Annotated in this window: 27 protein-coding genes; 11 read left to right on the plus strand and 16 right to left on the minus strand. The window is 36.1% G+C overall.

Annotated elements, in window-relative coordinates:
- Positions 1 to 3 precede the first annotated feature (3 nt).
- Genes VK161_RS03280 through VK161_RS03295 form a run of 4 tightly spaced genes read right to left on the minus strand, consistent with a single transcriptional unit; the run spans position 4 to position 2,550 of the window.
- A complete protein-coding gene (locus VK161_RS03280) occupies positions 4 to 813 on the minus strand; it encodes an undecaprenyl-diphosphate phosphatase (RefSeq protein ID WP_324213328.1) in 810 nt (269 codons plus the stop codon).
- Positions 814 to 1,068, minus strand: coding sequence for a DUF3098 domain-containing protein (locus VK161_RS03285; RefSeq protein WP_324213329.1), 255 nt, complete (start codon positions 1,066 to 1,068; stop codon positions 814 to 816). It lies immediately after the preceding gene.
- 43 nt (positions 1,069 to 1,111) lie between these two features.
- The gene (locus tag VK161_RS03290) at positions 1,112 to 1,663 is read right to left on the minus strand and encodes a hypothetical protein (protein WP_324213330.1); all 552 of its coding nucleotides are present in this window, start codon (positions 1,661 to 1,663) and stop codon (positions 1,112 to 1,114) included.
- An 11-nt stretch (positions 1,664 to 1,674) separates the two neighbouring features.
- The gene (locus VK161_RS03295; protein WP_324213331.1) at positions 1,675 to 2,550 is read right to left on the minus strand and encodes a cell division protein FtsX; all 876 of its coding nucleotides are present in this window, start codon (positions 2,548 to 2,550) and stop codon (positions 1,675 to 1,677) included.
- 354 nt (positions 2,551 to 2,904) lie between these two features.
- Between VK161_RS03295 and VK161_RS03300 the strand changes: the two genes are divergently transcribed.
- From VK161_RS03300 to VK161_RS03315, 4 genes are all read left to right on the plus strand, one after another.
- Entirely contained in the window at positions 2,905 to 5,949 is a 3,045-nt protein-coding gene (locus tag VK161_RS03300; RefSeq protein ID WP_324213332.1) for a leucine--tRNA ligase, read from the plus strand.
- A 150-nt stretch (positions 5,950 to 6,099) separates the two neighbouring features.
- On the plus strand, positions 6,100 to 6,744 hold the full coding sequence (locus tag VK161_RS03305; RefSeq protein WP_324213333.1) for a hypothetical protein: 645 nt from the start codon (positions 6,100 to 6,102) through the stop codon (positions 6,742 to 6,744).
- Positions 6,745 to 6,823: 79 nt separating this feature from the next.
- Complete coding sequence (locus VK161_RS03310; RefSeq protein ID WP_324213334.1) at positions 6,824 to 7,009, plus strand: hypothetical protein; 186 nt, start codon at positions 6,824 to 6,826, stop codon at positions 7,007 to 7,009.
- A gap of 75 nt (positions 7,010 to 7,084) precedes the next feature.
- On the plus strand, positions 7,085 to 7,771 hold the full coding sequence (locus tag VK161_RS03315; protein WP_324213335.1) for a zinc metallopeptidase: 687 nt from the start codon (positions 7,085 to 7,087) through the stop codon (positions 7,769 to 7,771).
- A gap of 174 nt (positions 7,772 to 7,945) precedes the next feature.
- Here the strand turns inward: VK161_RS03315 and VK161_RS03320 are convergent, their stop codons facing one another.
- From VK161_RS03320 to VK161_RS03340, 5 genes are all read right to left on the minus strand, one after another.
- On the minus strand, positions 7,946 to 8,224 hold the full coding sequence (locus VK161_RS03320) for a hypothetical protein (protein ID WP_324213336.1): 279 nt from the start codon (positions 8,222 to 8,224) through the stop codon (positions 7,946 to 7,948).
- Between the two features lie 21 nt (positions 8,225 to 8,245).
- Entirely contained in the window at positions 8,246 to 8,716 is a 471-nt protein-coding gene (locus VK161_RS03325) for an Lrp/AsnC family transcriptional regulator (RefSeq protein ID WP_324213337.1), read from the minus strand.
- Positions 8,717 to 8,926: 210 nt separating this feature from the next.
- Positions 8,927 to 10,303: a saccharopine dehydrogenase family protein gene (locus VK161_RS03330; protein WP_324213338.1), complete on the minus strand. Its 1,377-nt coding sequence runs from the start codon at positions 10,301 to 10,303 to the stop codon at positions 8,927 to 8,929.
- 141 nt (positions 10,304 to 10,444) lie between these two features.
- Positions 10,445 to 10,768 carry a hypothetical protein gene (locus VK161_RS03335; protein ID WP_324213339.1) on the minus strand — a complete coding sequence of 108 codons (324 nt, stop codon included), beginning with the start codon at positions 10,766 to 10,768 and terminating at the stop codon, positions 10,445 to 10,447.
- Positions 10,769 to 10,771: 3 nt separating this feature from the next.
- Positions 10,772 to 11,533, minus strand: a complete 762-nt coding sequence (locus tag VK161_RS03340) for a DUF3108 domain-containing protein (protein WP_324213340.1) — start codon at positions 11,531 to 11,533, stop codon at positions 10,772 to 10,774.
- Between the two features lie 124 nt (positions 11,534 to 11,657).
- On the opposite strand from VK161_RS03340, the gene VK161_RS03345 reads away from it, so the two are divergent.
- A complete protein-coding gene (locus VK161_RS03345) occupies positions 11,658 to 12,044 on the plus strand; it encodes a DUF423 domain-containing protein (protein WP_324213341.1) in 387 nt (128 codons plus the stop codon).
- Between the two features lie 79 nt (positions 12,045 to 12,123).
- A complete protein-coding gene (gene pckA, locus VK161_RS03350) occupies positions 12,124 to 13,749 on the plus strand; it encodes a phosphoenolpyruvate carboxykinase (ATP) (protein WP_324213342.1) in 1,626 nt (541 codons plus the stop codon).
- Positions 13,750 to 13,823: 74 nt separating this feature from the next.
- Here pckA and VK161_RS03355 read toward each other — a convergent pair whose 3' ends face one another.
- On the minus strand, positions 13,824 to 14,573 hold the full coding sequence (locus VK161_RS03355) for a uroporphyrinogen-III synthase (protein WP_324213426.1): 750 nt from the start codon (positions 14,571 to 14,573) through the stop codon (positions 13,824 to 13,826).
- Positions 14,574 to 14,584: 11 nt separating this feature from the next.
- Entirely contained in the window at positions 14,585 to 15,256 is a 672-nt protein-coding gene (locus VK161_RS03360; RefSeq protein WP_324213343.1) for a DUF4271 domain-containing protein, read from the minus strand.
- A gap of 106 nt (positions 15,257 to 15,362) precedes the next feature.
- On the opposite strand from VK161_RS03360, the gene VK161_RS03365 reads away from it, so the two are divergent.
- The 3 genes from VK161_RS03365 to VK161_RS03375 are packed head-to-tail and all read left to right on the plus strand — an operon-like array spanning position 15,363 to position 17,806.
- Entirely contained in the window at positions 15,363 to 16,088 is a 726-nt protein-coding gene (locus VK161_RS03365; RefSeq protein ID WP_324213344.1) for a polyprenol monophosphomannose synthase, read from the plus strand.
- Between the two features lies 1 nt (position 16,089).
- Complete coding sequence (locus VK161_RS03370; RefSeq protein ID WP_324213345.1) at positions 16,090 to 17,433, plus strand: dihydroorotase; 1,344 nt, start codon at positions 16,090 to 16,092, stop codon at positions 17,431 to 17,433.
- A gap of 1 nt (position 17,434) precedes the next feature.
- Complete coding sequence (locus VK161_RS03375) at positions 17,435 to 17,806, plus strand: DUF4296 domain-containing protein (RefSeq protein WP_324213346.1); 372 nt, start codon at positions 17,435 to 17,437, stop codon at positions 17,804 to 17,806.
- Positions 17,807 to 17,957: 151 nt separating this feature from the next.
- Here the strand turns inward: VK161_RS03375 and VK161_RS03380 are convergent, their stop codons facing one another.
- A complete protein-coding gene (locus VK161_RS03380; protein WP_324213347.1) occupies positions 17,958 to 18,977 on the minus strand; it encodes an NAD-dependent epimerase/dehydratase family protein in 1,020 nt (339 codons plus the stop codon).
- Positions 18,978 to 19,131: 154 nt separating this feature from the next.
- On the opposite strand from VK161_RS03380, the gene tyrS reads away from it, so the two are divergent.
- Entirely contained in the window at positions 19,132 to 20,427 is a 1,296-nt protein-coding gene (gene tyrS / locus VK161_RS03385; protein ID WP_324213348.1) for a tyrosine--tRNA ligase, read from the plus strand.
- A 40-nt stretch (positions 20,428 to 20,467) separates the two neighbouring features.
- Here tyrS and VK161_RS03390 read toward each other — a convergent pair whose 3' ends face one another.
- From VK161_RS03390 to VK161_RS03405, 4 genes are all read right to left on the minus strand, one after another.
- Entirely contained in the window at positions 20,468 to 21,196 is a 729-nt protein-coding gene (locus VK161_RS03390) for a hypothetical protein (protein ID WP_324213349.1), read from the minus strand.
- Positions 21,197 to 21,247: 51 nt separating this feature from the next.
- Positions 21,248 to 22,228 (minus strand): acyl transferase, encoded by a 981-nt coding sequence (locus tag VK161_RS03395; RefSeq protein ID WP_324213427.1) that lies wholly within the window; start codon positions 22,226 to 22,228, stop codon positions 21,248 to 21,250.
- Positions 22,229 to 22,307: 79 nt separating this feature from the next.
- Positions 22,308 to 24,194 (minus strand): T9SS type A sorting domain-containing protein, encoded by a 1,887-nt coding sequence (locus VK161_RS03400; protein WP_324213350.1) that lies wholly within the window; start codon positions 24,192 to 24,194, stop codon positions 22,308 to 22,310.
- Between the two features lie 95 nt (positions 24,195 to 24,289).
- On the minus strand, positions 24,290 to 24,622 hold the full coding sequence (locus VK161_RS03405) for a T9SS type A sorting domain-containing protein (protein WP_324213351.1): 333 nt from the start codon (positions 24,620 to 24,622) through the stop codon (positions 24,290 to 24,292).
- A gap of 202 nt (positions 24,623 to 24,824) precedes the next feature.
- Here VK161_RS03405 and VK161_RS03410 point away from each other — a divergent pair, with 202 nt between their 5' ends.
- Entirely contained in the window at positions 24,825 to 25,166 is a 342-nt protein-coding gene (locus VK161_RS03410; protein WP_324213352.1) for a membrane-binding protein, read from the plus strand.
- Positions 25,167 to 25,211 lie beyond the last annotated feature (45 nt).

The raw sequence follows: 25,211 nt of genomic DNA on the forward strand, positions 1-25,211 counted from the left end.
CGGTTATTTATTTAAAGAAAAGTAAATTAAAAGTGCAATTCCAGCTACAATTCGGTAGTAACCCCAAGGTTTGAATCCGTATTTTTTAATAATTCCGATGAAGAATTTTATGGCAATAACGGCTACAATAAACGCTACCACATTTCCAATCAGAAATAACTTAATATTTTCACTCGATTGAGTGACCAATTCGTAACCTTTTAATTGTGAAGCTTCGTAGGTTTTTAAAAACAACGAATAAGTAGTAACCGCTAACATGGTTGGAACTGCCAAGAAAAAAGAAAACTCGGCAGCGGTTTCTCTGGTCAATCCTTGTTGCATTCCGCCAATGATAGAAGCAGCCGAACGACTGGTTCCAGGCATCATTGCTAAGCATTGCCAAAACCCTATAGTAACGGCTTTTTTGATGGTAATGTCTTCTTCTTTGGCTACTGTAGGATGATTGAATCGACTGTCAATAAACAGTAAAACAACGCCGCCAACGATCAAAACAATCGCAATCGGGATGGGATTTCCTAAAACGGCTTCAATTTTATCATCGAATAATTTCCCTAAAACCAAAGCAGGAAGAACAGCACAAGCCAATTTGATATAAAAATTGATTTTGGTAAAGTCGAAAAACTTCTTCCAATACAAAACAACTACTGCAAGTATGGCTCCAAATTGTATGGCAACTTGAAACAGCTTCACAAAATCGTCGTTTTGAATTCCGAAAAAAGAACTGGTGAAAATCATGTGCGCCGTTGAAGAAACAGGTAAATATTCGGTTAATCCTTCAACAATGGCAATGAGAATGGCTTGTAGTAAATCCATTTATTTCTTTAATTTCGGGCTTTGAGTTTTAAAAATCGAAAAAATCACTACTCCAAAACCTGCTAGAACTACTGTTGGAGCCAAACGAATGCGTCTGAAACTGAACAATTCATGTTCTTTAAAAACGTTCGGATCTTCGCTTCCGCCACCGCTCATTAAGATAAATCCAAGCGCAATTACTACTAGTCCAATAAGAAGAATTTTGTAGTTGATGGCTTCAAATAAAAAGCCGTTTTTGTTTTCATTTTCTTTCATAATAGTATTTTGTTTATCGGTAATTATGTGGCTTTTTGCCTTTTTATTTCTTAAAAAACACCTTGTCTAATTTATTGTTATTGAAGGCTTCAAGGTATTTTTGTGTTTCAGTTGGAACGGCTACTTTATTATCAATGCAGTACTTCAAAACTATTTTGGCTGCGTTAAGTTGCACTTCTCTACAATCTTCTTGTTTAGCGTATTTTTTTCCTTTAATCGGAATGCATTTTAAGAATCGTTGGTGTTGCAATTTCTGATTTAAAATATAATTTATCGAAGCCACAACATTTAAAAAAGCTACATTTTTATCTGTTTTTAATGATTCGTGAAATGGAGTTCCGATTGGAATACCAAACCACTTTTCTTTATCCATCCAATACTCTACAATTTGCACTGATGCTCTGTATTCTCTAGCGCCAATCAAATGATGATTGTCTAAAATGTATTGAGTTGCCATTTGTAAACCCAATTCAAATTCGTCATCAAAAGTTGGGTTTTTGGCTTTGACAATGTGTTTGTGAATGTTTACCATATCTTGTCCAACAGAAAAAAAAGGCAAACAAAAAATGAAAAGGAATACGAAATACTTTTTCATGTTTCAAACAATTAGTATAAATCGTCTGTTCTTAAATTTAAGAAACGCTGAGTGGCAAAATACGTGCTTATCCATGTGATTAAAACGCCCAAAGCTAAAACGCCAAAAAGAACAGCAATGGTCAATTCAATGTCTTTAAAAATATCCAATGCGGGGTAATTTACATGAATGTAAAATAAAACGCCCACCAACACTAAAACAGCCAAAACCGAACCAATTACACCCAAAATAATGCTTCGATTGATGAAAGGTTTTCGGATGAAGGCTTTCGTTGCGCCTACCATTTGCATTGTTTTAATGATGAAACGATTGGCATAAATGGACAAACGAAGCGAACTGTTGATCAATAAAAATGAAATGATAGCAAAAACAGCACTTATGAATAATACCCAAAAACTTACTTTTCGGATGTTGTCATTTACTAATGTGATTAATTGTTTGTCGTACACCACATCAATCACCATTGGATTGGAACGAATTTGATTTTCTGCTCTTGAAAATCCCGGATTCGTAACGTAATCAGCTTTCAAATGAATGTCAAACGAATTGTACAGCGGATTCGCACCTAAGTATTCTACAAAGTTTTCACCCAAGGTTTTTTCGTGCGCTTTGGCCGCTTCTTCTTTGCTTACGAATTTGAAATCTTTAGCAAATTTTGATGCTTTTAATTCGGCGTCAAAGGCTTTGAAAACACTATCGTTAGAGTTATTGTCAAAGAAAACCGTCATTACAATGTCTTCTTTGAAGTTGTCCGACAAACGTTTCGAATTAATTACAAATAATCCGAGCAATCCTAGTAAAAATAATACCAGAAAAACACTCAAAACTACTGATACATACGACGTAATTACTCTGCGCTTTTGGAATTTTTCAAATGATGATGACATATACTGTATTTTATGCGGTAAAAATAATAAAGAATTTGTTTATTCAAATGTTTATAACGTTTAAAGTTTTGAGTTTAGTACAATAAACGTAAATTTGCCGACGATTATCCATGACATTAACTTTCGATTAACTTTCGACCTAAAAATGAAATTTTTTATCAAAGTAAATTCTTACAAGTTTTGTGTTTTTAAAACGATAATTTTGAACGATTTTAGTATTAATTAAAAAATAAAAATCAGTAACTAATTTCAGAGTCATTCAATGACTCAGTTACTAAGTCACTCAGTCACTTAAAAATGACTCGAGCCCAAAGGGCGACAGCATGAGACCTTTAAAAAAAATATAAAAGACGAATGAAATACTTTCACGAAAAAATCGAAGCCAAATGGCAACAGTATTGGGCAGAAAACCAAACCTTCGCCGCATCTAATAATTCTGATAAGCCAAAATATTATGTATTGGACATGTTTCCGTATCCTTCGGGCGCCGGATTACACGTTGGCCATCCACTAGGTTACATAGCTTCCGATATTGTTGCGCGTTACAAACGCCACAAAGGTTTTAATGTATTGCATCCGCAAGGCTACGATTCTTTTGGTTTGCCTGCCGAACAATACGCGATTCAAACGGGTCAACATCCCGAAAAAACCACTCGTGAAAACATTGCTCGCTACCGTGAACAATTGGATAAAATTGGTTTTTCATTCGATTGGAGTAGAGAAGTACGTACTTCAAATCCTGATTATTACAAACACACTCAGTGGATTTTCATACAATTGTTCAATTCGTGGTACAACAACGATTCCGATAAAGCCGAAGACATTGCTACTCTAATTTCAATTTTTGAAAAAGAAGGAAATGCAAACGTAAATGCAGTGTGTGATGATAATATTGCAACTTTTTCAGCTTCTGAGTGGAATTCACTTTCATCAGAAGAACAACAGAAAATTTTATTACAGTATAGGTTAACCTATTTAGCAGAAACCGAAGTGAATTGGTGTCCGGCTTTAGGAACGGTTTTGGCCAACGACGAAATTGTAAACGGTGTTTCCGAACGTGGCGGTCATCCGGTAATTCGCAAAAAAATGACCCAATGGTCGATGCGCATTTCAGCCTATGCCGAACGTTTGCTACAAGGTTTAGATACCATCGATTGGACCGAAAGTTTGAAAGAGTCGCAACGCAATTGGATTGGAAAATCAGTCGGAGCTTCTGTAGATTTCAAACTGCAGAACTCAGAACGCAGTATTTCGGTGTTTACAACTCGTCCTGATACCATTTTCGGAGTAACTTTTATGACTTTAGCTCCCGAACACGAATTAGTATCACAAATCACAACTCCCGAACAAAAAGAAGCCGTTGAAGCTTATGTAGAAGCAACTGCCAAACGCTCCGAAAGAGAGCGAATGGCCGATGTAAAAACCATATCGGGAGTATTCACCGGTGCATATGCCGAACATCCGTTTACCAAAGAACCGATTCCGGTGTGGATTGGCGATTACGTGTTGGCAGGTTACGGAACTGGAGCTGTAATGGCCGTTCCGTGTGGTGACGAACGCGATTATGCCTTTGCTAATTTCTTCAAAGGTAAAAACGGAATGCCCGAAATTAAAAATATTTTCAATCAAGATATTTCTGAAGCGGAGTACGGAGAAAAAGGTGGTTTTGAATTGGTAAACTCTGATTTCCTTAACGGTTTAGGATACAAAGACGGAACCAAAAAAGTAATCGAAGAACTCGAAAAAATCGGGCAAGGTAAAGGCAAAACCAATTACCGTTTGCGCGATGCGGTTTTTTCACGTCAACGTTATTGGGGCGAACCGTTTCCAGTCTATTATGTGAACGGATTACCGCAAATGATCGACGCTCAACATTTACCCATTGTTCTTCCTGAAGTAGAAAAATACTTGCCCACCGAAGACGGTCAACCGCCGTTAGGAAACGCAACTGATTGGGCTTGGGATACGGTTAAAAATGCTGTGGTTAGTAACGAGTTGATTGATAATAAAACCATTTTTCCTTTAGAATTAAACACCATGCCGGGTTGGGCGGGAAGTTCGTGGTATTGGATGCGTTATATGGACGCACACAACGAAGGAGAATTTGCCAGTCAAGACGCATTAAAGTACTGGGAAAATGTTGATTTATATATTGGCGGAAGCGAACACGCCACCGGACATTTATTGTATTCTCGTTTTTGGAATAAATTTTTAAAGGATAGAGGTTACGCACCTACCGAAGAACCGTTCAAAAAATTGATCAATCAAGGAATGATTTTGGGGATGAGTGCTTATGCGTATGTTATTCAAAAACATATATTATTAGATCATAAAATTGAAACTATTGCAAATAAGAAGAATCATGAAAATGGTTTTTTTGAAATATCAAGCGACGTTTCTAGAAATTACTTTATTAAAGAAGAATTATATAATAAAGTTTTAAATGATGATTTCGATATTAAAGACGTTGAATTTTTAAATGCCTTCGATAAGAAATTTTTAGAAAAAATAAAAGAATTAAATATTGGAGCTTCAATAGCAGAGATTTCAAAAGAGAATGTAAGAAAGATTCCTGTATTGGTTGATTTTGTTAATATTCAAAATGAGTTGGATGTTTTAAAGTTTAAAAATTGGAATCCAGAATTTAATGATGCAATTATTCCTGAAAATTATGTTGTCTCCCGCGAAGTCGAAAAAATGTCCAAATCGAAATACAACGTAGTCAACCCAGACGATATTTGTAACGATTACGGTGCTGATACGTTGCGTTTATACGAAATGTTCCTTGGTCCGTTGGAGCAAGCCAAACCTTGGAATACAGCCGGAATTACCGGAGTTTCTGGTTTCTTAAAAAAATTATGGCGTTTGTATTTTGACGATAATGGTTTGATCGTTACCGATGCTGAACCATCAGCAGAAATGTACAAATCGTTGCATAAAACCATTAAAAAAGTCACGGAAGACATCGAGAATTTCTCATTTAATACTTCGGTTTCACAGTTCATGATTTGTGTGAACGAATTGGCGCAATTGAAATGCAACTCTCGAAAAATTTTAGAGCCATTGGCCATTATTGTTTCGCCTTATGCGCCGCACATTGCTGAAGAATTGTATTTTAGATTGCAAGATTCTAAGACTGTAGGATTGCAAGATTTTAAAGGAATTTCGGAAGTACCTTTTCCGATCTTTGAAGAGAAATATTTAGTCGAAAGCGAAAAAGAATACCCAGTTTCGTTCAACGGAAAAATGCGTTTTACCATCAAATTGCCTTTGGATTTAACTAAAGAACAAATTCAGGAAATAGTTATGGCCGATGAAAGAACCATCGCGCAGTTAGCAGGAACTACGCCGAAAAACATAATTATCGTTCCGGGTAAAATTATCAATTTAGTAGGATAGTTATTCTCACTAATTCTAGCCACAGATTTGCAGATTACTCAAAATCAGTGAATCTGTGGCTATTTATTTTAACAAGCGTTAAAGTTTTTGTAAAATAGGAGTAATGGCAAACTCTTTGATTTTGGTTTTTTACAACAAAAAACCACGCTTATGAAACCACATTACTTTTTTTTCAGCATTTTTTTTCTCAGTTTTTTTTCGATTAAAGCACAACAAAACCCACAGTCGTTTTCTGGCGATAAAGATCTTGCCATTGATTTAATGATCTTCCATTCGCCTATTTTAAATCGAAATTTTGTTGGTTTTGCCGCCGATGCAAAATATTATGTAGCGCCCAATTGGGGAACTGGATTTAGTTTTTCCATTGCAAACAAAAGAATCAGTACCGATTATGGTGTTGGTTCAGTTGAACCCGATCTTTCGTATGTTGGAATTGGTTGGCTCAATCAATGGGATGTTGTTCAAAGCGAAAGCACTCGAGTAGGATTTAACGTAAATAATGGTTTGGCGATTGTCAACCTAAGAGATCTTTCGGAAACCGAAGTGGTTTGGGATGAATTTGGTCCGTCTGAAGTGCCAGTAAGTCGTGCCAGAAGCTTTTTCTATGTAGTTGAACCCGGAATTACAGCATCGTTCCGATTGGTAAAAACGAAAAACACTCCTAATATTTTCTTGACTACTCAGGCTAAATACCGAAAAGCATTTGGCAACCCAGAGTTTGGTAAAAGTCAGGATTTCTCGGGTTATTTTATTGGTGTTGGCGTTTCTTTTATTGGTTTGTTCGATTCGTTATGATTCGATTCAACTTTGATAAAACTCGATTCGTTTTGTAACCTAAATCCAACTCTTTCGACTAATCACAAAAACAAAAACCATGAAAAAACACGAAATTCACATACTAAGTAAAAAAGCGGGTTTTACTAGTATGAAAGAAGAATTAACTAAAGAAGTAGAGCAATTTTTAGATCAAAAAGTCAACGAAGGCTTTGAGGTTGTCAACATTTCATTTACGTACTATGAATCAGCGGAGTTGATTGCTTTTATTACGCTTTGCCGATAAATGCCAACTTGTCATTTTTTAAAAATGGCGTGTAATTTGATTGTAATTACGTAACTTTAACTAAAATTAAATACTATGGGAATGAGTTATATGTTGTTAGCAGGAATTATCATGCTAATGAGTTGGTTGGTGAGTAGCCGACTAAAGAGTAAATTTGAGTTTTATTCCAAATTGCGTTTGCAAAACGGAATGAGCGGAGCCGAAATAGCCGAAAAGATGCTGGCCGATCACGGAATAAGAGATGTGCGTGTCATTTCTACTCCAGGACAATTAACCGATCACTACAATCCGAAAGATAAAACCGTAAATTTAAGTGAAGCAGTGTACAATCAGCGTAATGCTGCAGCTGCGGCAGTTGCTGCACACGAATGCGGCCATGCGGTACAACACGCGCAAGCCTATCAATGGTTGACGTTGCGTTCGCAATTGGTTCCGATTGTTTCGGTAGCTTCCAATTTTGTACAATGGATTTTGTTGGCTGGAATTTTAATGATTAAAGTATTTCCAGCGCTTTTATTGGTGGGAATTGTGATTTTTGCCGCGACTACTTTGTTCACGATTATTACGTTGCCTGTTGAATACGATGCTAGTAACAGAGCTTTGGCTTGGTTAAAAAACAAACACATGTTGAATCAAGCAGAATACAATGGCGCTGAAGATTCATTAAAATGGGCAGCACGAACCTATGTTGTTGCAGCCATTGGTTCGATAGGAACGTTATTGTATTACATCTCTATTTATATGGGTGGAAGAAACAGATAATAGGAAATAAAAATTAAATTATAATCCGTTTTGTGTAGTGCAAAACGGATTTTTTATTGGTTTCATTTGAGCTAAAACTTTTTTTGTCACAGATTCGCAGATTTTCCAAATAAGTTATAATCTGTGAATCTGCGGCACAATTTCACTGGTTACCTACTTCAAGTCTATAGTTGCTTATTTCTTTAAATTCGTCAGAAAGGTAATAATTGAAAACCACGCCACAGCATGAATAAAAATGCATTTGATGTAACTTTTATCTGAATTGAAATGTTTATAGGCTTGTACACTGGCGTAAACAAGACTAATCGGAATTAATAAAAACATAAAAAGCACACCCGAATTTGGTGTTTTTTCATTGCCAGGAAAAAGCAAATATAAAATATAGGCCAATGAAATATAAACGATGTAAAAAGCCAGCGTAATGGTTTCTTTACTGTATTGGTTGAGGTTCATTTCTTGTTTATAGTTTGTGGTTTATAGTTGAATTTGTCGTTCCAATTGTTGTTCCAATGATATAAAGGTTTCGGTTCGAGAAACACCATCAATCGGTTGGATTTTTTTGTTTAATAATTGCATCAAATGTTCGTTGTCGCGGCAGATGATTTTGATGAGGATACTCCAATTTCCAGTCGTGTAATGACATTCGAGTACTTCTGGGATTTTTTTGAGTTCGCGAACGGCTTCGGAGTTACTTGCTGCTTTTTCCAAATAAATTCCGATGAACGCCATGGTTTTGTACCCCAAGACTTTGTTGTTTACGATGAATTTCGAACCCGAAATGACTCCAGCTTCTTCTAGTTTTTTTAACCGTTGGTGAATCGCCGCACCCGAAATTCCGATTTTGTTGGCAATTTGGAGTATGGGTTTTCGGGCGTCTTCCATTAAATCGCGCAGGATTTCTTTGTCTATACCATCAATCTCTATTTGTAGCTGATTTATTTTCATGGCTTATGGATTTAAAGCAAAAATAGAAATTCTGTTTTAAATTGAAAGTAATTTAACCGCAAAGAACGCAAAATAGTTCTATCCTAGCCCCGATTGAAGAGGAAATCCTTTTTTCAATTGCCATGGGTTTTAACCCTTGGGAATTGAAAAAAGATTGGAACGAAAAGCGGGACAACTGGTCTTAAAAACTCAAAATAGCTGCTCCTAAAATTACACTTCAACCGTTAATTTATCGGGATTGTAACCAATGTACGGCATGACGGTTTCTTTGAAAATTACACCGTATTCTTCAAGTTCTTTTAGAATCGGTTCGTAAACTTCCTTGCGAATCGGCAATTGTACTCCAGGTGTTTTGATGTTTCCGTTGAGGATTTGAAGTGTCGCCATTGCTACGGGTAAACCAACCGTTTTGGCCATGGCGGTATAGGTTTGATCGTCGCCGATGCAGACCATTTTGGAGTCAATTTGTTGTTCGTAACCGTTCAGTTCGTAGCCAAATTTATGGTACATTACAATCATGTCTTTGTCGTTGGGTTGTAACGTCCATGAATCATTTAGAATGCGTTCTAAAATCTGCGCTGGAGTTGCATTTTTGAGTCCGACTTTTTTATTTGCATTGAACAAATCCAATTCCAATAATTTGTCCCACATGATATCGTCTTGCTCGATGTTGAGCGCCAATCGCGTTTTGATTTCGACCGAATCGGTTGGATGATAGGGTAAAAATGAGTTGGTGTATTCACGGAAACTCATGTTTTCAGAGTTTTCCATTACGTAGGTATCGTCGGTCATTCCGAGTTGTACAAACATGTTCCACGCTTTGGAGAAACCTACTCTTCGAATGGTTCCGCGGTACAAAGTAAGCACATCGTCTAAGCCATACACACTGCGGTATTTCAGCGAATCGCGGTTGGCGTAACCTTCAAATTTTCCGTAGCCTTCAACGAGTAAAAACTCGGTTCTGCGGAATAATTTGTGGTACGGAATGTATTTGTATTTTCCTTCTTGTATGAATTTGGCAGCGCCACCTTGTCCGGCTAACACCACATTTCGCGGTGCCCAAGTGAATTTGTAGTTCCACAAATTGTTGTCCGATTCGGGTGCTACCAATCCGCCACAAAACGATTCGAACAGTAGCATTTTTCCGCCTTTTTCTCTGATTTCATCGATGACTTTCATGGCGCTCATGTGATCGATTCCGGGATCGAGGCCAATTTCGTTCATGAAAATCAGGTTGTTTTCTTTGGCTGCAGCATCCAAATTTTGCATGGCATCGGAAACATACGAAGCCGTTACCATGTGTTTTTTGAAGGTAATGCAATCTTTGGCTACTTCAACGTGCATGTGAGCAGGCAACATCGAAATGACAATGTCTGCTTTTTGAATTTCAGCATGACGTTGTGCCTCGTTGTTGATGTCGAGCTGAATGGCAGTTGCGTTGGGATGATTGTTGGTTTTTCGTTGGGCTAATTCTAATGATAAATCGCCTATGGTAAGGTGCAGATTTTGTTCGTTAGACTTGTTTAAAAGGTATTGAATTAAGGACGAAGCCGAACGACCAGCGCCAATGATCAGTATGTTTCTCATTTTAGTTTGTAATAGGGGACAAAATTAGATAAAAAATATCAGATTCTGATTCAATATTGTTTTTAACCACGAAGACACGAAGAAGACACGAGGTTCACAATGGATTTGGAATTTGTCTTTTGTGTTTTGGATTTTCCACAGTTATTCTAAACCTTCCAATTCCTCTAATTCTTGTTTGGCTTCTTGTTTGGTTTCGATTTTTTGTTGCTCAAATTGTTGGTCTACGGCAACTTCGTCTTTAAAAAATGCGGTTTTAACCACTACGACTGCAGCACACAAATAGGTTACGATGAACAATCGTTTGGGCCAAACGCGAAAATTGACATCCGATTTTATGAAGGTAATTACCAAGCAAATGGTGGCTAAACCAATCGGAATAAAGGCCAATGTATCGAATGGTAATGCAGTAAAGACGATGCTTAATACAGTGAAAATATAGGATAGAATTAAGAATATTTTTCTCATGATTTAGATACCTGTAGCAGAAGTTAAGGTTAATTGTCCGGTTCCAACAGGAATGCTGAATTTCATTAAAGCGGGAACTTTTTTGGCATCGGCGGTCAACCAAATTAAGTTTTTATCTTTTCCTTTTAAAGCATCCGTTTTAGCACCGATGGATAATTTGTAACACGATTTATCGCCTAAATTTCCTGCTTTTACGGTTTCGGTTCCTAAGTATTTTAAGGTAACCGGAATTTCTTTTTCGTCAAAAACAATCACAAATGATTTGGTTTGCCCTGCTTTCATTTTAGAAAAATCCAATGTTCGTACTTTGTACAATAATGAAATGGCATCTTGAGTAGAACTGCCAATGTTGAAGGTGCGAATGGTTTCGGGTTTGTTCCGTCTTTTAGCTGTACTCGTAACCGAATTTCCTTTGAAAGCGTATTTTTCTTTTTTGGTATAACCGCCTTCATCAATGCTTCTTTTGTAAAGGCTTGGTTTTAAAGTAGTCGGATTTACATACGATTCGTAAATGTCTCTGATTTTAAAAAACTTGTCCCATTTGCTAAAAGTGGCTAATTCACAATTCAAATGCAAATAGGAATTTTTAGAAGTGTTTACCATTTCGGTCGACATGGTGACTTGTGCTAATTGTGTCATCAATCCGCTCATGTTATACGAGCCAGCATAAACCAATTTTTCACCAGACGGAACTACAACGTCATCTTCGGGTGTAAAAGAGCATAAAATCAATAGACTAACTACTGTAAATAGAATCTTTTTCATGGGTAAAAATTAAGGTGCAAATATAAAATTTTAAAATTGTTATCTTCCAAAAGAAAACCTAAAAGTCCTTTTTAATTCTATGGATAACTGATAAATTTGTAAAAAATTATAACAATACAATCCAATGGATAAAAAAATTATTTCTGCAGCAGGTTTTTTCGGAATGACGGCTGTCATATTAGGAGCGTTTGGTGCTCATGCATTGAAAAAACTGTTGACTATTGATCAGTTAACGAGTTTTGAAACGGGTGTAAAATACCAAATGTATCACGCTTTGTTTTTGCTTTTTTTAGGATTGAGTAGTCAAATTTCATATAAAATCAAGAAGACCATTTTTATTTTAATTGTGAGCGGAATTGTTTGTTTTTCGGGTTCCATTTATTTGCTTTCAACAACTGCTATAACCAATGTAAATTTTAAATCAATTGGCTTTATAACTCCAATTGGAGGCTTGCTTTTGATTGTTGCTTGGGGTATTTTAATGATTCATTTTTTGAAGAAGAAGGCATAATTTTTTATTAAAACTCAGCGTTATAATAATTAATTTTTACCTTTGCACTCTATTTATAATAGCAACAAACTAAATTTTTATGGATAATTACGCCCAATTAACGAAATCGATTTCGTTAGAACAGTACGGAATAACTAACACTCAAGAAATTATATACAATCCTTCCTTTGAATTTTTATATAATGAAGAGTTGAATCCAAACTTACAAGGCTACGAAAAAGGTCAACTGACCGAACTTGGAGCCGTAAATGTAATGACAGGTGAGTTCACTGGTCGATCTCCAAAAGACAAATACATTGTAAAAGACAGCATCACCGAAAATACGATTTGGTGGAACTCAGACAAAGCTGCCAACGATAACAAACCGATTTCTCAAGATACTTGGAATGCCTTAAAACAAACAACCGTTAATCAACTTTCGGGTAAACGATTGTTTGTAGTGGATGCTTTTTGTGGTGCGAATGAAAATACGCGTCTAAAAGTGCGTTTCATTATGGAAGTAGCATGGCAAGCGCATTTTGTAAAAAACATGTTCATCCGTCCAACAGAAGAAGAATTGGAAAACTTTGGTGAGCCTGATTTTATTGTAATGAATGGCTCTAAAACATCGTTCAAAGATTATGCTGCTCACGGATTGAATTCGGAAGTATATATTGCCTTCAACTTAACAGAAAAAGTACAAATTATTGGTGGAACTTGGTACGGTGGCGAGATGAAAAAAGGATTGTTCTCGATGATGAACTACTATTTGCCATTACAAGGAATTGCGTCAATGCACTGTTCGGCCAATAAAGGAAAAGACGGTGATGTGGCTGTTTTCTTCGGATTGTCTGGAACAGGGAAAACCACACTTTCAACCGATCCAAAACGCGAATTGATTGGTGATGACGAACACGGTTGGGACAACGATGGTGTGTTTAATTTTGAAGGTGGATGTTATGCGAAAACCATCGATTTAAGTGCCGAAAATGAACCCGATATTTACGGTGCCATCAAGAGAGATGCATTATTAGAAAACGTAACGGTTGATTCTAATGGGAAAATTGATTTCAAAGACGGTTCAGTTACACAAAACACACGTGTTTCGTATCCGATTAATCACATTCACAATATAGTTAAACCAGTTTCAAAAGCAGGTCATGCGACAAAAGTAATCTTTTTAACAGCCGATGCTTTTGGGGTAATGCCGCCCGTTTCTAAACTAACTCCAGAGCAAACAAAATACTATTTCCTTTCAGGGTTTACGGCAAAATTAGCCGGAACGGAACGCGGAGTTACACAGCCAGAACCAACGTTCTCAGCGTGTTTCGGAAAAGCATTTTTGTCATTGCACCCAACCAAATACGGAGAAGAATTAGTGAAGAAAATGGAACAACACAATGCTACCGCTTATATGGTCAACACAGGTTGGAACGGAACAGGAAAACGTATTTCGATTAAAGATACTCGTGCTATTATTGATGCTATTTTAGATGGTTCTATTGAAAAAGCAGAAACGAAAATGATTCCGGTTTTCAATTTTGAAGTACCAACCTCATTACACGATGTAAATCCTGCGATTTTAGACCCACGAGACACGTATGCAGATGCTACTGAATGGCAAAACAAAGCTACTGATTTGGCGGCGCGATTTATCAAGAATTTTACTCAATATACCGATAACGCCGAAGGGCAAAACCTAGTAAAAGCTGGTCCGCAATTATAATTTTCAATCTGAATTAAATAGAAAAAAGTCTCACTGTAATGGTGAGACTTTTTTCGTTAGGAATAATTGGGGAATTATTTTCCTTTGTTGGCTTCGGCTATGTACTTTTCTAAAGCCATAGTCATTGATGGAGTTTCTGGCGTTGGAGCCATAATATCGATTCGTAAACCGTGTTCTAAAGCCTCTTTTTGAGTAGTGCTTCCGAATACGGCAATACGGGTGTTGTTTTGTTTAAAATCGGGGAAATTTTTGAACAAAGATTTGATTCCTGTCGGACTAAAAAACGCTAATACGTCGTAATAAACATCGGCTAAATCTGATAAATCACTCATAACCGTTTTGTAAAATGTACTTGGTGTCCAATTTACTTTTAAATTGTTTAGTGTTTGTGGAATATCAGCATTCAATTGATCAGAAGAAGGAAGTAAGTATTTCTCTTCTTTGTATTTTTTGAATAAAGCAGACATGTCAACAAAATCTTTTTGGCCAACATAAATTTTGCGTTTTCTGTACACTACGTATTTTTGTAAGTAATACGCAATGGCTTCCGATTGACAAAAATACTTTAAGTCTTCGGGAACTTTATACCTCATTTCCTCGGCTACTCTGAAGAAATGATCTACAGAGTTTTTGCTGGTCAATATTATAGCTGTAAAATTATTTAAATCAATTTTTTGAGCTCTAACATCTTTTGCATTTACGCCTTCAACGTGAATAAAAGAGCGAAAATCTATTTTTACCTTATACTTCTGTTGAATATCGTGGTAAGGTGAGTTCTCAACTTTAGGTTCAGGTTGCGATACTAAAATCGTTTTAACTTTCAAATTTGACATTCTTATGCTCTAAATTTTGTAATCAAATAATATAGGAAATAGTACGGTGCTATTTCGAGTGCGCAAAGATATAAAATAAAATAAAACAACTGGCTTATAATTAAATTTTGATAAATTTTCAAAGAAAAAAGATAAGTCAATAAATTTATTACCAATAATATACCAATTATGCTATAAATTAAAGAATTTGATAAGATATTATTATAAAACAATATTAGTGTTACGGGCAACAACAGTAATCCGATGTAAGTTCTAAAGCTAACTTTCTGCAAATTAAACTCTTCAATCAGTTCTTCAATGCCAAATGTAGTAGCGATGATTTTTTCAATTAAGTATTTGGATAAGATGAAAACCGTCAAAAAGGTAAAAATCTGAACAAATAAAATCCAATCGGTTTTAGCGCCATAACCCAAATGATGAAAAATCAGTTGAATGAAAAAAGAAAGCGAAATCAGATTAGTGACAAACAGTAATACATTAAAACCACTCATTAAATGCGTGCTTTCTTTGTAAATCTTTAAATATTTGTCGGAAATTAATAGTCGAATGAAATCGTGAAACCGGTTTTCAAAAAGAGTTCTTGTGAGCACAATTAAACCGAAAGACACCATGAAAAGTGCCGTTGCCCAGTCTTTATTTTCAATTATTCGTGGATGTAATTCGAGTGCAATCATCGGCGCAAAATTACTAAAAAATACTTCTCACTTACTATTATAATATTATTAAGATTATCGAGTTATAAAATGAGTATTTTTGTAGCAATTATTTTAAGTTTGAATCATGAATTGTGGTATTGTAATTATCCCTACGTATAACGAAATAGAGAATATTGAAAGTATAATAAGAGCTGTATTTTCGTTACACAAATCGTTTCATTTGTTGATTATAGACGACAATTCTCCTGATAAAACTGCCGAAAAAGTGAAGCAACTACAAGGCGAATTTCCCGATAAATTATTTTTAGAGCAAAGAGCTAAAAAATCAGGGTTAGGAACAGCTTATGTGCACGGATTTAAATGGGCTTTGCAACGCAATTATGAGTACATTTACGAAATGGACGCCGATTTCTCTCACAATCCCAACGATTTAGAGCGATTGTACGAAGCCTGCCATTTTGAAACTGCCGATCTCGCAATTGGTTCTCGTTATGTGACTGGAGTTAATGTGGTGAATTGGCCGTTGAGTAGAGTGTTATTGTCGTATTTTGCTTCGGTATACGTGCGAATGGTAACCGGAATGAAAATCATGGATGCAACCGCAGGTTTTATTTGTTACAGAAGACAAGTGCTGGAAAGCATTAATTTAGATAAAATCAAATTCATTGGTTATGCGTTTCAAATCGAAATGAAATACCGCACTTTTGCCAAAGGATTTGTCATTAAAGAAATTCCAGTTATTTTTACGGATCGAACCAAAGGTCAGTCGAAAATGAGTGGTGCTATCATTAAAGAAGCGGTTTTCGGAGTACTATCTCTGCGAATCAAAAAGTTTTTTAATCGATTATAATATGAACACCGTATTAATAAAAAATGCTAAGATTGTTAACGAAGGTCAGATTTTTGAAGGCGATGTTCTCATTGAAGGCGAATTCATAACCGCTGTTTCAGAAAGTATCAGTCCAAAATCACCCGATTGCAAAATCATCGATGCCGAAGGGAATTATTTAATTCCCGGTGCCATCGACGATCAAGTGCATTTTCGTGAACCTGGTTTAACACACAAAGGCGATATCGAAAGCGAATCGCGCGCTGCAATTGCTGGCGGAATTACTTCTTTCATCGAGCAACCCAACACAGTTCCCAATGCGGTTACCCAAGAATTATTAGAAGATAAATACCAAATTGCTGCCCAATCGTCGTATGCGAATTATTCGTTCATGATGGGTGGAACCAACGATAATTTAGAAGAAGTACTCAAAACCAACCCGAAAAATGTAGCCGGAATCAAGCTCTTCTTGGGTTCGTCAACCGGAAATATGTTGGTGGATAATGAAGAAGTATTAGAAAAAATATTTTCGTCTACCAAAATGCTCATTGCGGTGCATTGTGAAGACGAAGCGACCATCAAAGCCAATACCGAAAAATACAAAGCCGAATTTGGTGATGATGTTCCTGTAACGGCGCATCATTTAATTCGAAGCGAAGAAGCGTGCTATTTATCGTCTTCTAAAGCGATTGCCTTAGCCAAAAAAACAGGTGCACGTTTGCACGTTTTTCATTTGTCAACGGCCAAAGAAATGGAACTATTTACCAACACTATTCCTCTAGAAGAAAAACAAATTACGGCTGAGGTTTGCATTCATCATTTGTGGTTCACCAACGACGATTATGCTACCAAAGGTAATTTCATTAAATGGAATCCCGCGGTAAAAACAGCAGCCGATAGAGAAGCATTGTGGAAAGCGCTTTTAGACGATACTATCGATGTAATCGCCACCGATCACGCGCCACATACTTTGGAAGAAAAATCAGAGAACTACTTAAAAGCACCTTCAGGCGGACCATTAGTACAACACGCAGTAGTAGCAATGTTTGAAGCCTACCATCAAGGGAAAATTTCAATTGAGAAAATCGTTGAAAAAATGTGTCACAATCCCGCTAAAATTTTTAAAATTGAAAAACGAGGATTCATAAAAGAAGGTTTTTATGCTGATTTAGCTATAGTGGATGCAGCAAAACCATGGAGCGTCAAAAAAGAAAATATTTTATACAAATGCGGTTGGTCGCCATTGGAAGGAACCAATTTTAAATCGCGTGTGGTGTATACTTTAGTCAACGGACAAATCGTAAATCAAAACGGTCAAATTAAAGAAATTAAAGCAGGAAAGCGTTTGCTTTTTGATAGAGAATAACATGAAAAATTGGATTTTATTTATAGCAACTCTACTGTTTTTGAGTTGCAACAATAGTGTAATAGAAAAGCCAAACAATTTGATCGACGAAGATGAAATGGTGGATATACTTTATGATATAGCTGTTTTAGACGCCATGCGAACTCAGAATTTTGGTGCTCCGGTTGCCTATCCAACCACGACTGAAATGCTCAAAACCAAGCACAAAATTGACAGTCTTACCTTCGCTAAAAGCGCAAAATACTATGCTTCCGATTACAAAAAATACCGCAAAATGTACGAAGAAGTAAAATCGCGTTTGGAAGAAGAAACAACCAAATTAAATGGTGGACAACCCGTGACACCTAATCCAGAACAAGGAATTGTAAAGTGATTTTTTTCTAGAAGCAAAAGGCTTGGGCTTTCTTGTAATCGTCTTTCCCGCTTTCCGTTTCAATACCTTTGTCAAAGTTTGTAACTTTGACAAAGGTATTTTCTCTTCAATCGGGGCTAAAGAAGCAACCATTTTTGCAAAAACAATAGTTCTAATTACTTCTTTTAAAATAATCCACCACTACATCCAAATACGAATCAATCGGTTCAAAGGTGTAATTCAGTTGCTCTTTTACTTTTTGATTTGAGATCAAATCAGCATTCAATAAGGATTGCGCCGCGTGTTTGGATAATTTTCTTTGGGTTCTGAATACAGTCGAAAATAACCAATCCAAACGCCAACCTAAATTCAGCAGCCACGATTGGGCTTCAATAGTGGGTTTTGAAGCGCCCATTTTCTCGGCAATGGTAAAAATAATGTCTTTATAGGTTCGGTTTTCAGCAATAACGGTAAATCGCTCTCCATTGATTTCTGAATGCATCAGTAATCGCATGATTTTGACCACATCAGTCACGGCAACATAACCCGAAGAGCCTAAAGTATAAAAAGGAAATCCTTTCTTTATAGAAGTAAAAAACGCACAACTGCCTTCTTTCCATCCTTTGATAGTGGAAGCCGGACCAAAAATCACACCCGGATTGACAATCACCACTTCCAAACCTTCCTGATGACCACGCCACACTTCCATTTCTCCACCGTATTTTGAAATGGTGTAATCGCTGTGCAACACTTCCGGATTCCATTCGGTCGTTTCCGAAATAATGGTTTCATTTTGTGCAAGATCACCCAAAGCAGCAATCGAACTCACGTGACACAATTTTTTTACGTTTTTATCAATACAAAAATTGACAATGTTCGCCGTTCCTTCAATATTTATTTTTCGAAGTTCGTCTTCATCATTGGGATTGAACGAAATTTTAGCAGCGCAATGGTAAACAGAATCAATGTTTTGAAAGGCAATTTCTAAGGAAGGAATGTCGATAATATCGGCTTGTAACCATTCGATGTGCGGAAACAAATCGCCCCTGTGATACAACTCAAAAAGAGATTTTGTCTTTTGAATGTGGGCTTCTTTTCGGTAAATAGCACGCAGATTGTGTTCTCCGTTTTCGAGTAAATGCAGTAGCAAATGAGAGCCAACTAAACCTGTTCCGCCTGTGATTAGTATCATGATGTAAATATAAGATTTTTGCCACTAAGGCACAAAGTCACCAAGCTAATTTAATTTTTTCTGTCACTGTAAAGTCACTAATTTACAAAATCTGAAATCTGAAATCTGAAATCTGAAATCTAACAACTATATTTGCGCAAAATAGTACAAGACGATGAAAAATTTAGTTCAAGAATTGCAATGGCGCGGATTGGTTCATGATATGATGCCAGGAACAGAAGAACAACTGTGTAAAGAAATGACCACAACCTATATCGGATTTGATCCGACGAGCGATTCGTTGCATATTGGAAGTTTGGTGCCGATTATTTTATTGGTTCATTTGAAGAATTTCGGACATAAACCTATTGCTCTTGTAGGTGGCGCAACTGGAATGATTGGTGATCCATCGGGTAAATCGGACGAGCGCAATTTGTTGGATGAAGCTACTTTAGATAAAAATGTAGCCGGAATAAAAGCGGTTTTATCACGATTTTTAGATTTTAACGATACGAGTGCCAATGCACCTATTTTGGTGAACAACTACGATTGGATGAAGGACTTTTCGTTCATCAATTTTGCGCGTGATGTAGGAAAACGAATAACAGTGAATTACATGATGGCCAAAGATTCGGTGAAAAAGCGTTTGAGCGGCGAAACCGGAGAAGGAATGAGTTTTACCGAGTTTACGTACCAATTGATTCAAGGCTACGATTTTCATCATTTGTACAAAACCCACAATTGTTTGTTGCAAATGGGCGGAAGTGATCAATGGGGAAACATTACAACTGGAACCGAATTGGTGCGTCGAATGAATGGTGAAGGAGCAAAAGCTTACGCCATGACATGTCCGTTAATTACTAAGGCCGATGGTTCTAAATTTGGTAAAAGCGAAGGCGGAAATGTATGGTTGACTGCTGATAAAACTTCGGTATACAAATTCTACCAATTTTGGGTGAATACAACTGATGTTGATGCGGAGAAATACATTAAAATATTTACATTTTTAAATCAGAATACGATTGAAAGTTTGATTGCGCAACATCATGAAGCACCACATTTACGTGTGTTACAAAAACGGTTGGCAGAAGAAGTAACAACTTTTGTACACGGAAAAGAAGAGTTGGAGAAAGCGATTTTTGCTTCGAGTGCTTTTTTTAGTCCGACTATGGATGATTTAGCAAAATTGGACGATGCTACTTTTGTTGAGGTTTTTGATGGTGTTCCGAGTGCAACCATTTCAAAAGCTGATTTTGGTGAAGGGTTGGACATGATTGCGGCTTTGTCTGCTAAAACAAATTTTTTGCCTTCCAACAGTGAAGCGCGACGTGAATTAAAGCAAAATGCAATCTCGTTGAATAAAACTAAAGTTGCCGAAGATTATGTCATTACAGATAAAGATTTAGTCAAAGACAAGTTTCTGGTTTTACAAAAAGGAAAGAAAAATTACTATTTAATTACAATAGTTTAGAATAAAAAAGACGCCATTCACAGCGTCTTTTTTTATAGAATTATTCATTAAAATGAAAAGTTACTTTATTGGAAATAGTCTCACTATTGAAGAATAGCGATTTGTCGTACTCAAAGCCTTCAGTCGAATCAAAGTACAAATAGTCGAAATCTTTTGTGGAAAAGCTAAGCTCAATTGAGTAATTGCTGTTGGCTTCCAAGTAGTATTCGTTTTCCTCACTTTTGAAATACCGTTCTTTATTCCAAAACAAAATCAATTGAAAGTGTTGGATTTCTTTTGGTTCGAGCGTTTTGAGTGTTTTGTAAATAGTATTGTTTTCAAAAAGACGAATCTTTTTGTAATCAGGTTCTCTTTTTTCGATGATTTTCTCCAAACAAATCGGATGAATTTTTAGTTTTTTGAATTCGGGATCATTTTTTATAGCTTCTTCTTCTGCATCTGTTTTTGAATTTCGAAGATCATTTATGAATTTGAAAACTTCAGTATAATCATAATTCTTAATGAATATGAAATCTTTTATTGCAGTAGTATCTTGATATATAATAGGAATAATTCTATTGGTTTTTACACCTGTAATTGTGTCGTTATTGGAGGTGTCTAAAAGAAACGATATCTTTTTATCAGTACGATTTTCGATGTGGTAGTGTACTGTATATTTTCTTTCATCATCGAAATCAGTAACCTCAATCGAGTCAATTTTCAGATCGACAATAGGATTTTGAGCGAACAAAAGGGATGAAAGGAAAAGAAAAAGTAACGCAATACGCATAGTTCGGTTTAAAACTAAAACGCTGAAAAAAGTAGTTTATTTTGGGTGAATTTACAACACCATCAAATTACACCCACGAATATCAGAGTTGTCGAAACGGCCTAAAACTTCAAAGGAATTGTTAGGGTATTTTTTTCCTAAGTCTTGAGTGGCTATGAATGAACACGAGTTGATGTTGGCTAAGTCAATAATATTAATTCCGCCTGTTTTTCCCATGTCAACATAAGTCAAAGCATCTTCGGTGTCACGAATCATAATAGACATCCAATTCGGGCATTCGAAAATTCCGTTGCCTAAAGAATAGGCTTGCGAAAGAAGTTCGGTCATTCCGTATTCCGAGTGAATGCTGTTGACGCCAAAACCATCGCACAGAATCTGATGCAATTCTTCTCGAATCATTTCTTTGCGTTTGCCTTTCATCCCACCCGTTTCCATGATAATGGTGTTGTTTAGCTGGAATTTCTGTTTTTCAACTAAATCCAATAATGCATAAGTAACACCAATTAAAAGTACATTTTGCCCAGAAGCATCAAGTTCGGTTAATTTAGTTGTCAGCTCGTTGTAATTGTGTAAATAAAACCCGCTATTGGGGTTGTTGGATCGTTCAATTAAATCATTCACCATGTAAATTAGTGATGAACCTTCGCGTTCCAAATAGGATGGAAGCAAGGCTAAAATCGCATAATCTTCAATGTTACCGTAAAATTCAGAAAAGGCCTTGCGGTAACTTTCTTCGTACAATGAAACGTCGGTTACTAAATGTTTGCTCGTTATCATTCCGGTAGTTCCACTACTGGTGAATGTTTGCTGAATGCTTTCAGTTGACGAAACTACATCATGACTTTTAAAAAACTGAATGGGTAAAAACGGAATCTGTTCAATGGATTTTACAGTGCCTTTTTCTACGTTGAGAAACTCACAAAACTCACGGTATACCTTATTGTTTTCGTGTTGAAAACGAAAGATTTTCAAGGCAATTTTTTCAAATTGTTTTTGATTGGAAATAGTGAATATGTCGTGAACTGGAATCAAGTATTTTTTTTGCAAAAGTAATGAAAACAAAAAAGCCCTAACTTTCGTTAAGGCTTTTTCTTTATGATTTTAAAATTAATTATTCGATAACTAATTTTTTAGTAGCTGTTTTACCCGCTTCTGTAATTTTTACAATGTATAAACCGCTGTTTAAGTTAGAAACATTAACTTCAGTTGAAGCCGTTGTAGTGTTCAATACTTGTTTTCCTAAAAGGTCATAAATTGCAATGTTTTTCACGTCGTTCAATTCTGTTTCAATGAATAAAACATTGTTTGCAGGGTTTGGATAAACATTTAAACCAGCAATTTCATTTTGAGCAACTGATAAGAATAAATCTGGAGTAGTAGTTGCTACTCTCAATTCGTCAAAACTGATAGAAGGCGTACTTGCTCCTCCATCTTGTCTTAAAATAAATCCACCCAAATCTGTATAAGTTGCAGCTGGAGTATTAGTTAAAGTAGCTGGAGTAGCAGCAGTAAATGAAATTGGACTTGGGTCAATCCACATTTTTAATTCGTTTGTTCCGAAATCGTAACCTAAAACAACAAAAACAATATCGCCAGTATTTCTCAAAGTAGCATCGTAATTAGTTGTAGTAGAAGCTGTATCCAAACCTAATTGGTATTGAGTACCTGTTTTTTTGATGAATACTCTTGAGTTGTAGCCTTTTGCAGCGTCAGTTAACCCGGCAAAATAAGTTGCTGTACCATCTGTAGTAACGTTGTCTAAACTAGTTACACTCATCAAGAAAGAAGCGTATAAAGTTCCGCTAGTAGTAGTAGTGTAAGGTGTAAAAGCTTCTGCACCAGCACCTGAGAAAGTAACTTGATTTCCTGAAGATGCGAAGTTTGTATAGAATAAACTGTTATCAGCAACTACAATGTTATCACCTGTGTTTACATTAGTCCATTTTTGCTCAAGACCTAAAGCATTTCCTGATGTGTAAGGGAATGATTCAGCATAAGGTAATGGGTTGATAGGTTTACATTCTGGTGCTGTAATCGATTTAGTTATCGTACAAGCTCCAGTAATTGTAAGTGTAACGTTTGTGCCTTCAGTGATTCCGCTGATCGTGATGTTTCCTTCTGCAGTAGTGTTTGGGTTATCTCCTCCAACAGTACCAACATTTGAAGATAATGTATAAGCGCCTGAGTTACCTCCAGTAAAAGGAACAGTAACTGTATACGTATCAATGTTCAATGTGTTTGCGTCACAAGCTTTTGTTTCAGCAGCCAATGTTAATGGACAAGCAGAAGTATTAAACCAAGTTCCGTATACACGTAAACCATCAACAGTGATATTTTGACCCGCATTGTATTGACGTAAATAAACGCCAGCGATTGAAGCCATACCCGATCCAGTTGTAGTGTGCTCAGGAGTTCCTGCAGCCACTTCGTTAGCTGGAATACCAGCCGATCTTACCCAAATACTAGCAGCACCAGTAGTTGATACATCGTATTTTACAATTACTAAGTAAGTTGTATTTAAATCATAATCTGTTGGAGTTACTGCGTAGGAAGCAGTTCCAGTATTAGAAAGGCCAAAATTAATTTTACCAGCGTTTACAGATGGCTTAACAAAAACTCTAGCTGCAAAAGTGGTTAAAGAACCTAAATGTGTAAAATAACCTTCAGTTGCAGCAGTTACATTAACTAAGAAAGTATAGTATAAAGTTCCAGTAGTTACTGGAGCAGCAAATGTTTTATTTACGTCTTCTCCTGTATTGTCTAGTAAAGCTGCATTCCCAACAGCAGCAGCAGTAAATCCTGTCAAACCAGAATAACCTGTATACGTAAGTCCGTTTGAAGCACCAACATCAATTGCGTTAGTTCCAGCACCACTGTGTGCTGTCCAACCGTTTGCAGTTAATAAAGCTGCGTCTGGGTAATTTAAATCATCTGAGAAAATTTGTCCGAACGACACAGATGTTACTACTAATAAAAGTAATGAGTAAATTTTTTTCATATTTAAAAATGTAAAATTAGGGTACAAAGATAGGGACAATTTTAGTAATTTAAAATTATCAAAGTAAAAAAATAGTTAAAGTTACAGAGTTGTAATTATCTGACAATTAATTTTCTAGTAGCTGAAGCGTCACCTTCTTCTACTTTAATAATGTAAACACCAGGAGAAAGTGAAGAAACATTCAATTCTTTTGATGTTAATTGGGTTTGAAGTACTTTCTTACCCAAGACATCAAAGATGGTTACCAACTTGTCAGCACTTGATTTTGAAGTGATGTAGATTTTACCATTGCTCACAGGATTAGGATAGACACTCAAATCAGCAATGCTTTCCTGAGTTTTTCCAGCAGATTTTCCCTCTTGAGCTACTACACTAGAGGCAGTAAAACAAAGGAAGAAAAGTGTAATATAAAAGTATTTTTTTAACATGAGCACAATTTGGTTAGTACAAACATAGAAAAAATATTTCAAAAACAATGCCAATCATTAAAAATTAACAAGTTTTTGATACAGTTGAAGTTAAAAACAGATTAAAAAAATTCAATGTTACCAAATTGTTAACAAAAAGTTTGTTTATTGTAAAATAATAATTATATTTGTTACCGTATTATTAATTAAAACCCCAATGATTATGAAAAAGTTTCTTTTAGTTGTAGCTTTAATGGTATCTGGAATGATGTTCAGTCAAAATAGTAATCCTGTTTTAGAGGCAGAAGGTGCTTTGGTTAAAGCAACCTATTATCATGACAATGGTAAAGTACAACAAGTAGGTTATTTTAAAGATGGCAAATTGGACGGGAAATGGACATCGTATGATGTTAATGGAAATGTTCAAGCGATTGCAGAATATACAGATGGTGCAAAAACGGGAACGTGGATGTATTATTCTAATTCGGTTTGTGTAAATGAGGTTGATTTCTCAAATAACAAAATTGTTGGAGTGAAAACTCAAAATGCAATTGCAAAAAATTAATTTAAAAATAAAAGGTATAAAAAAAGCTCATCAACCGATGAGCTT

Origin of the sequence: Flavobacterium sp. (assembly GCF_035299245.1) — a bacterium.
Lineage (GTDB): Bacteria > Bacteroidota > Bacteroidia > Flavobacteriales > Flavobacteriaceae > Flavobacterium.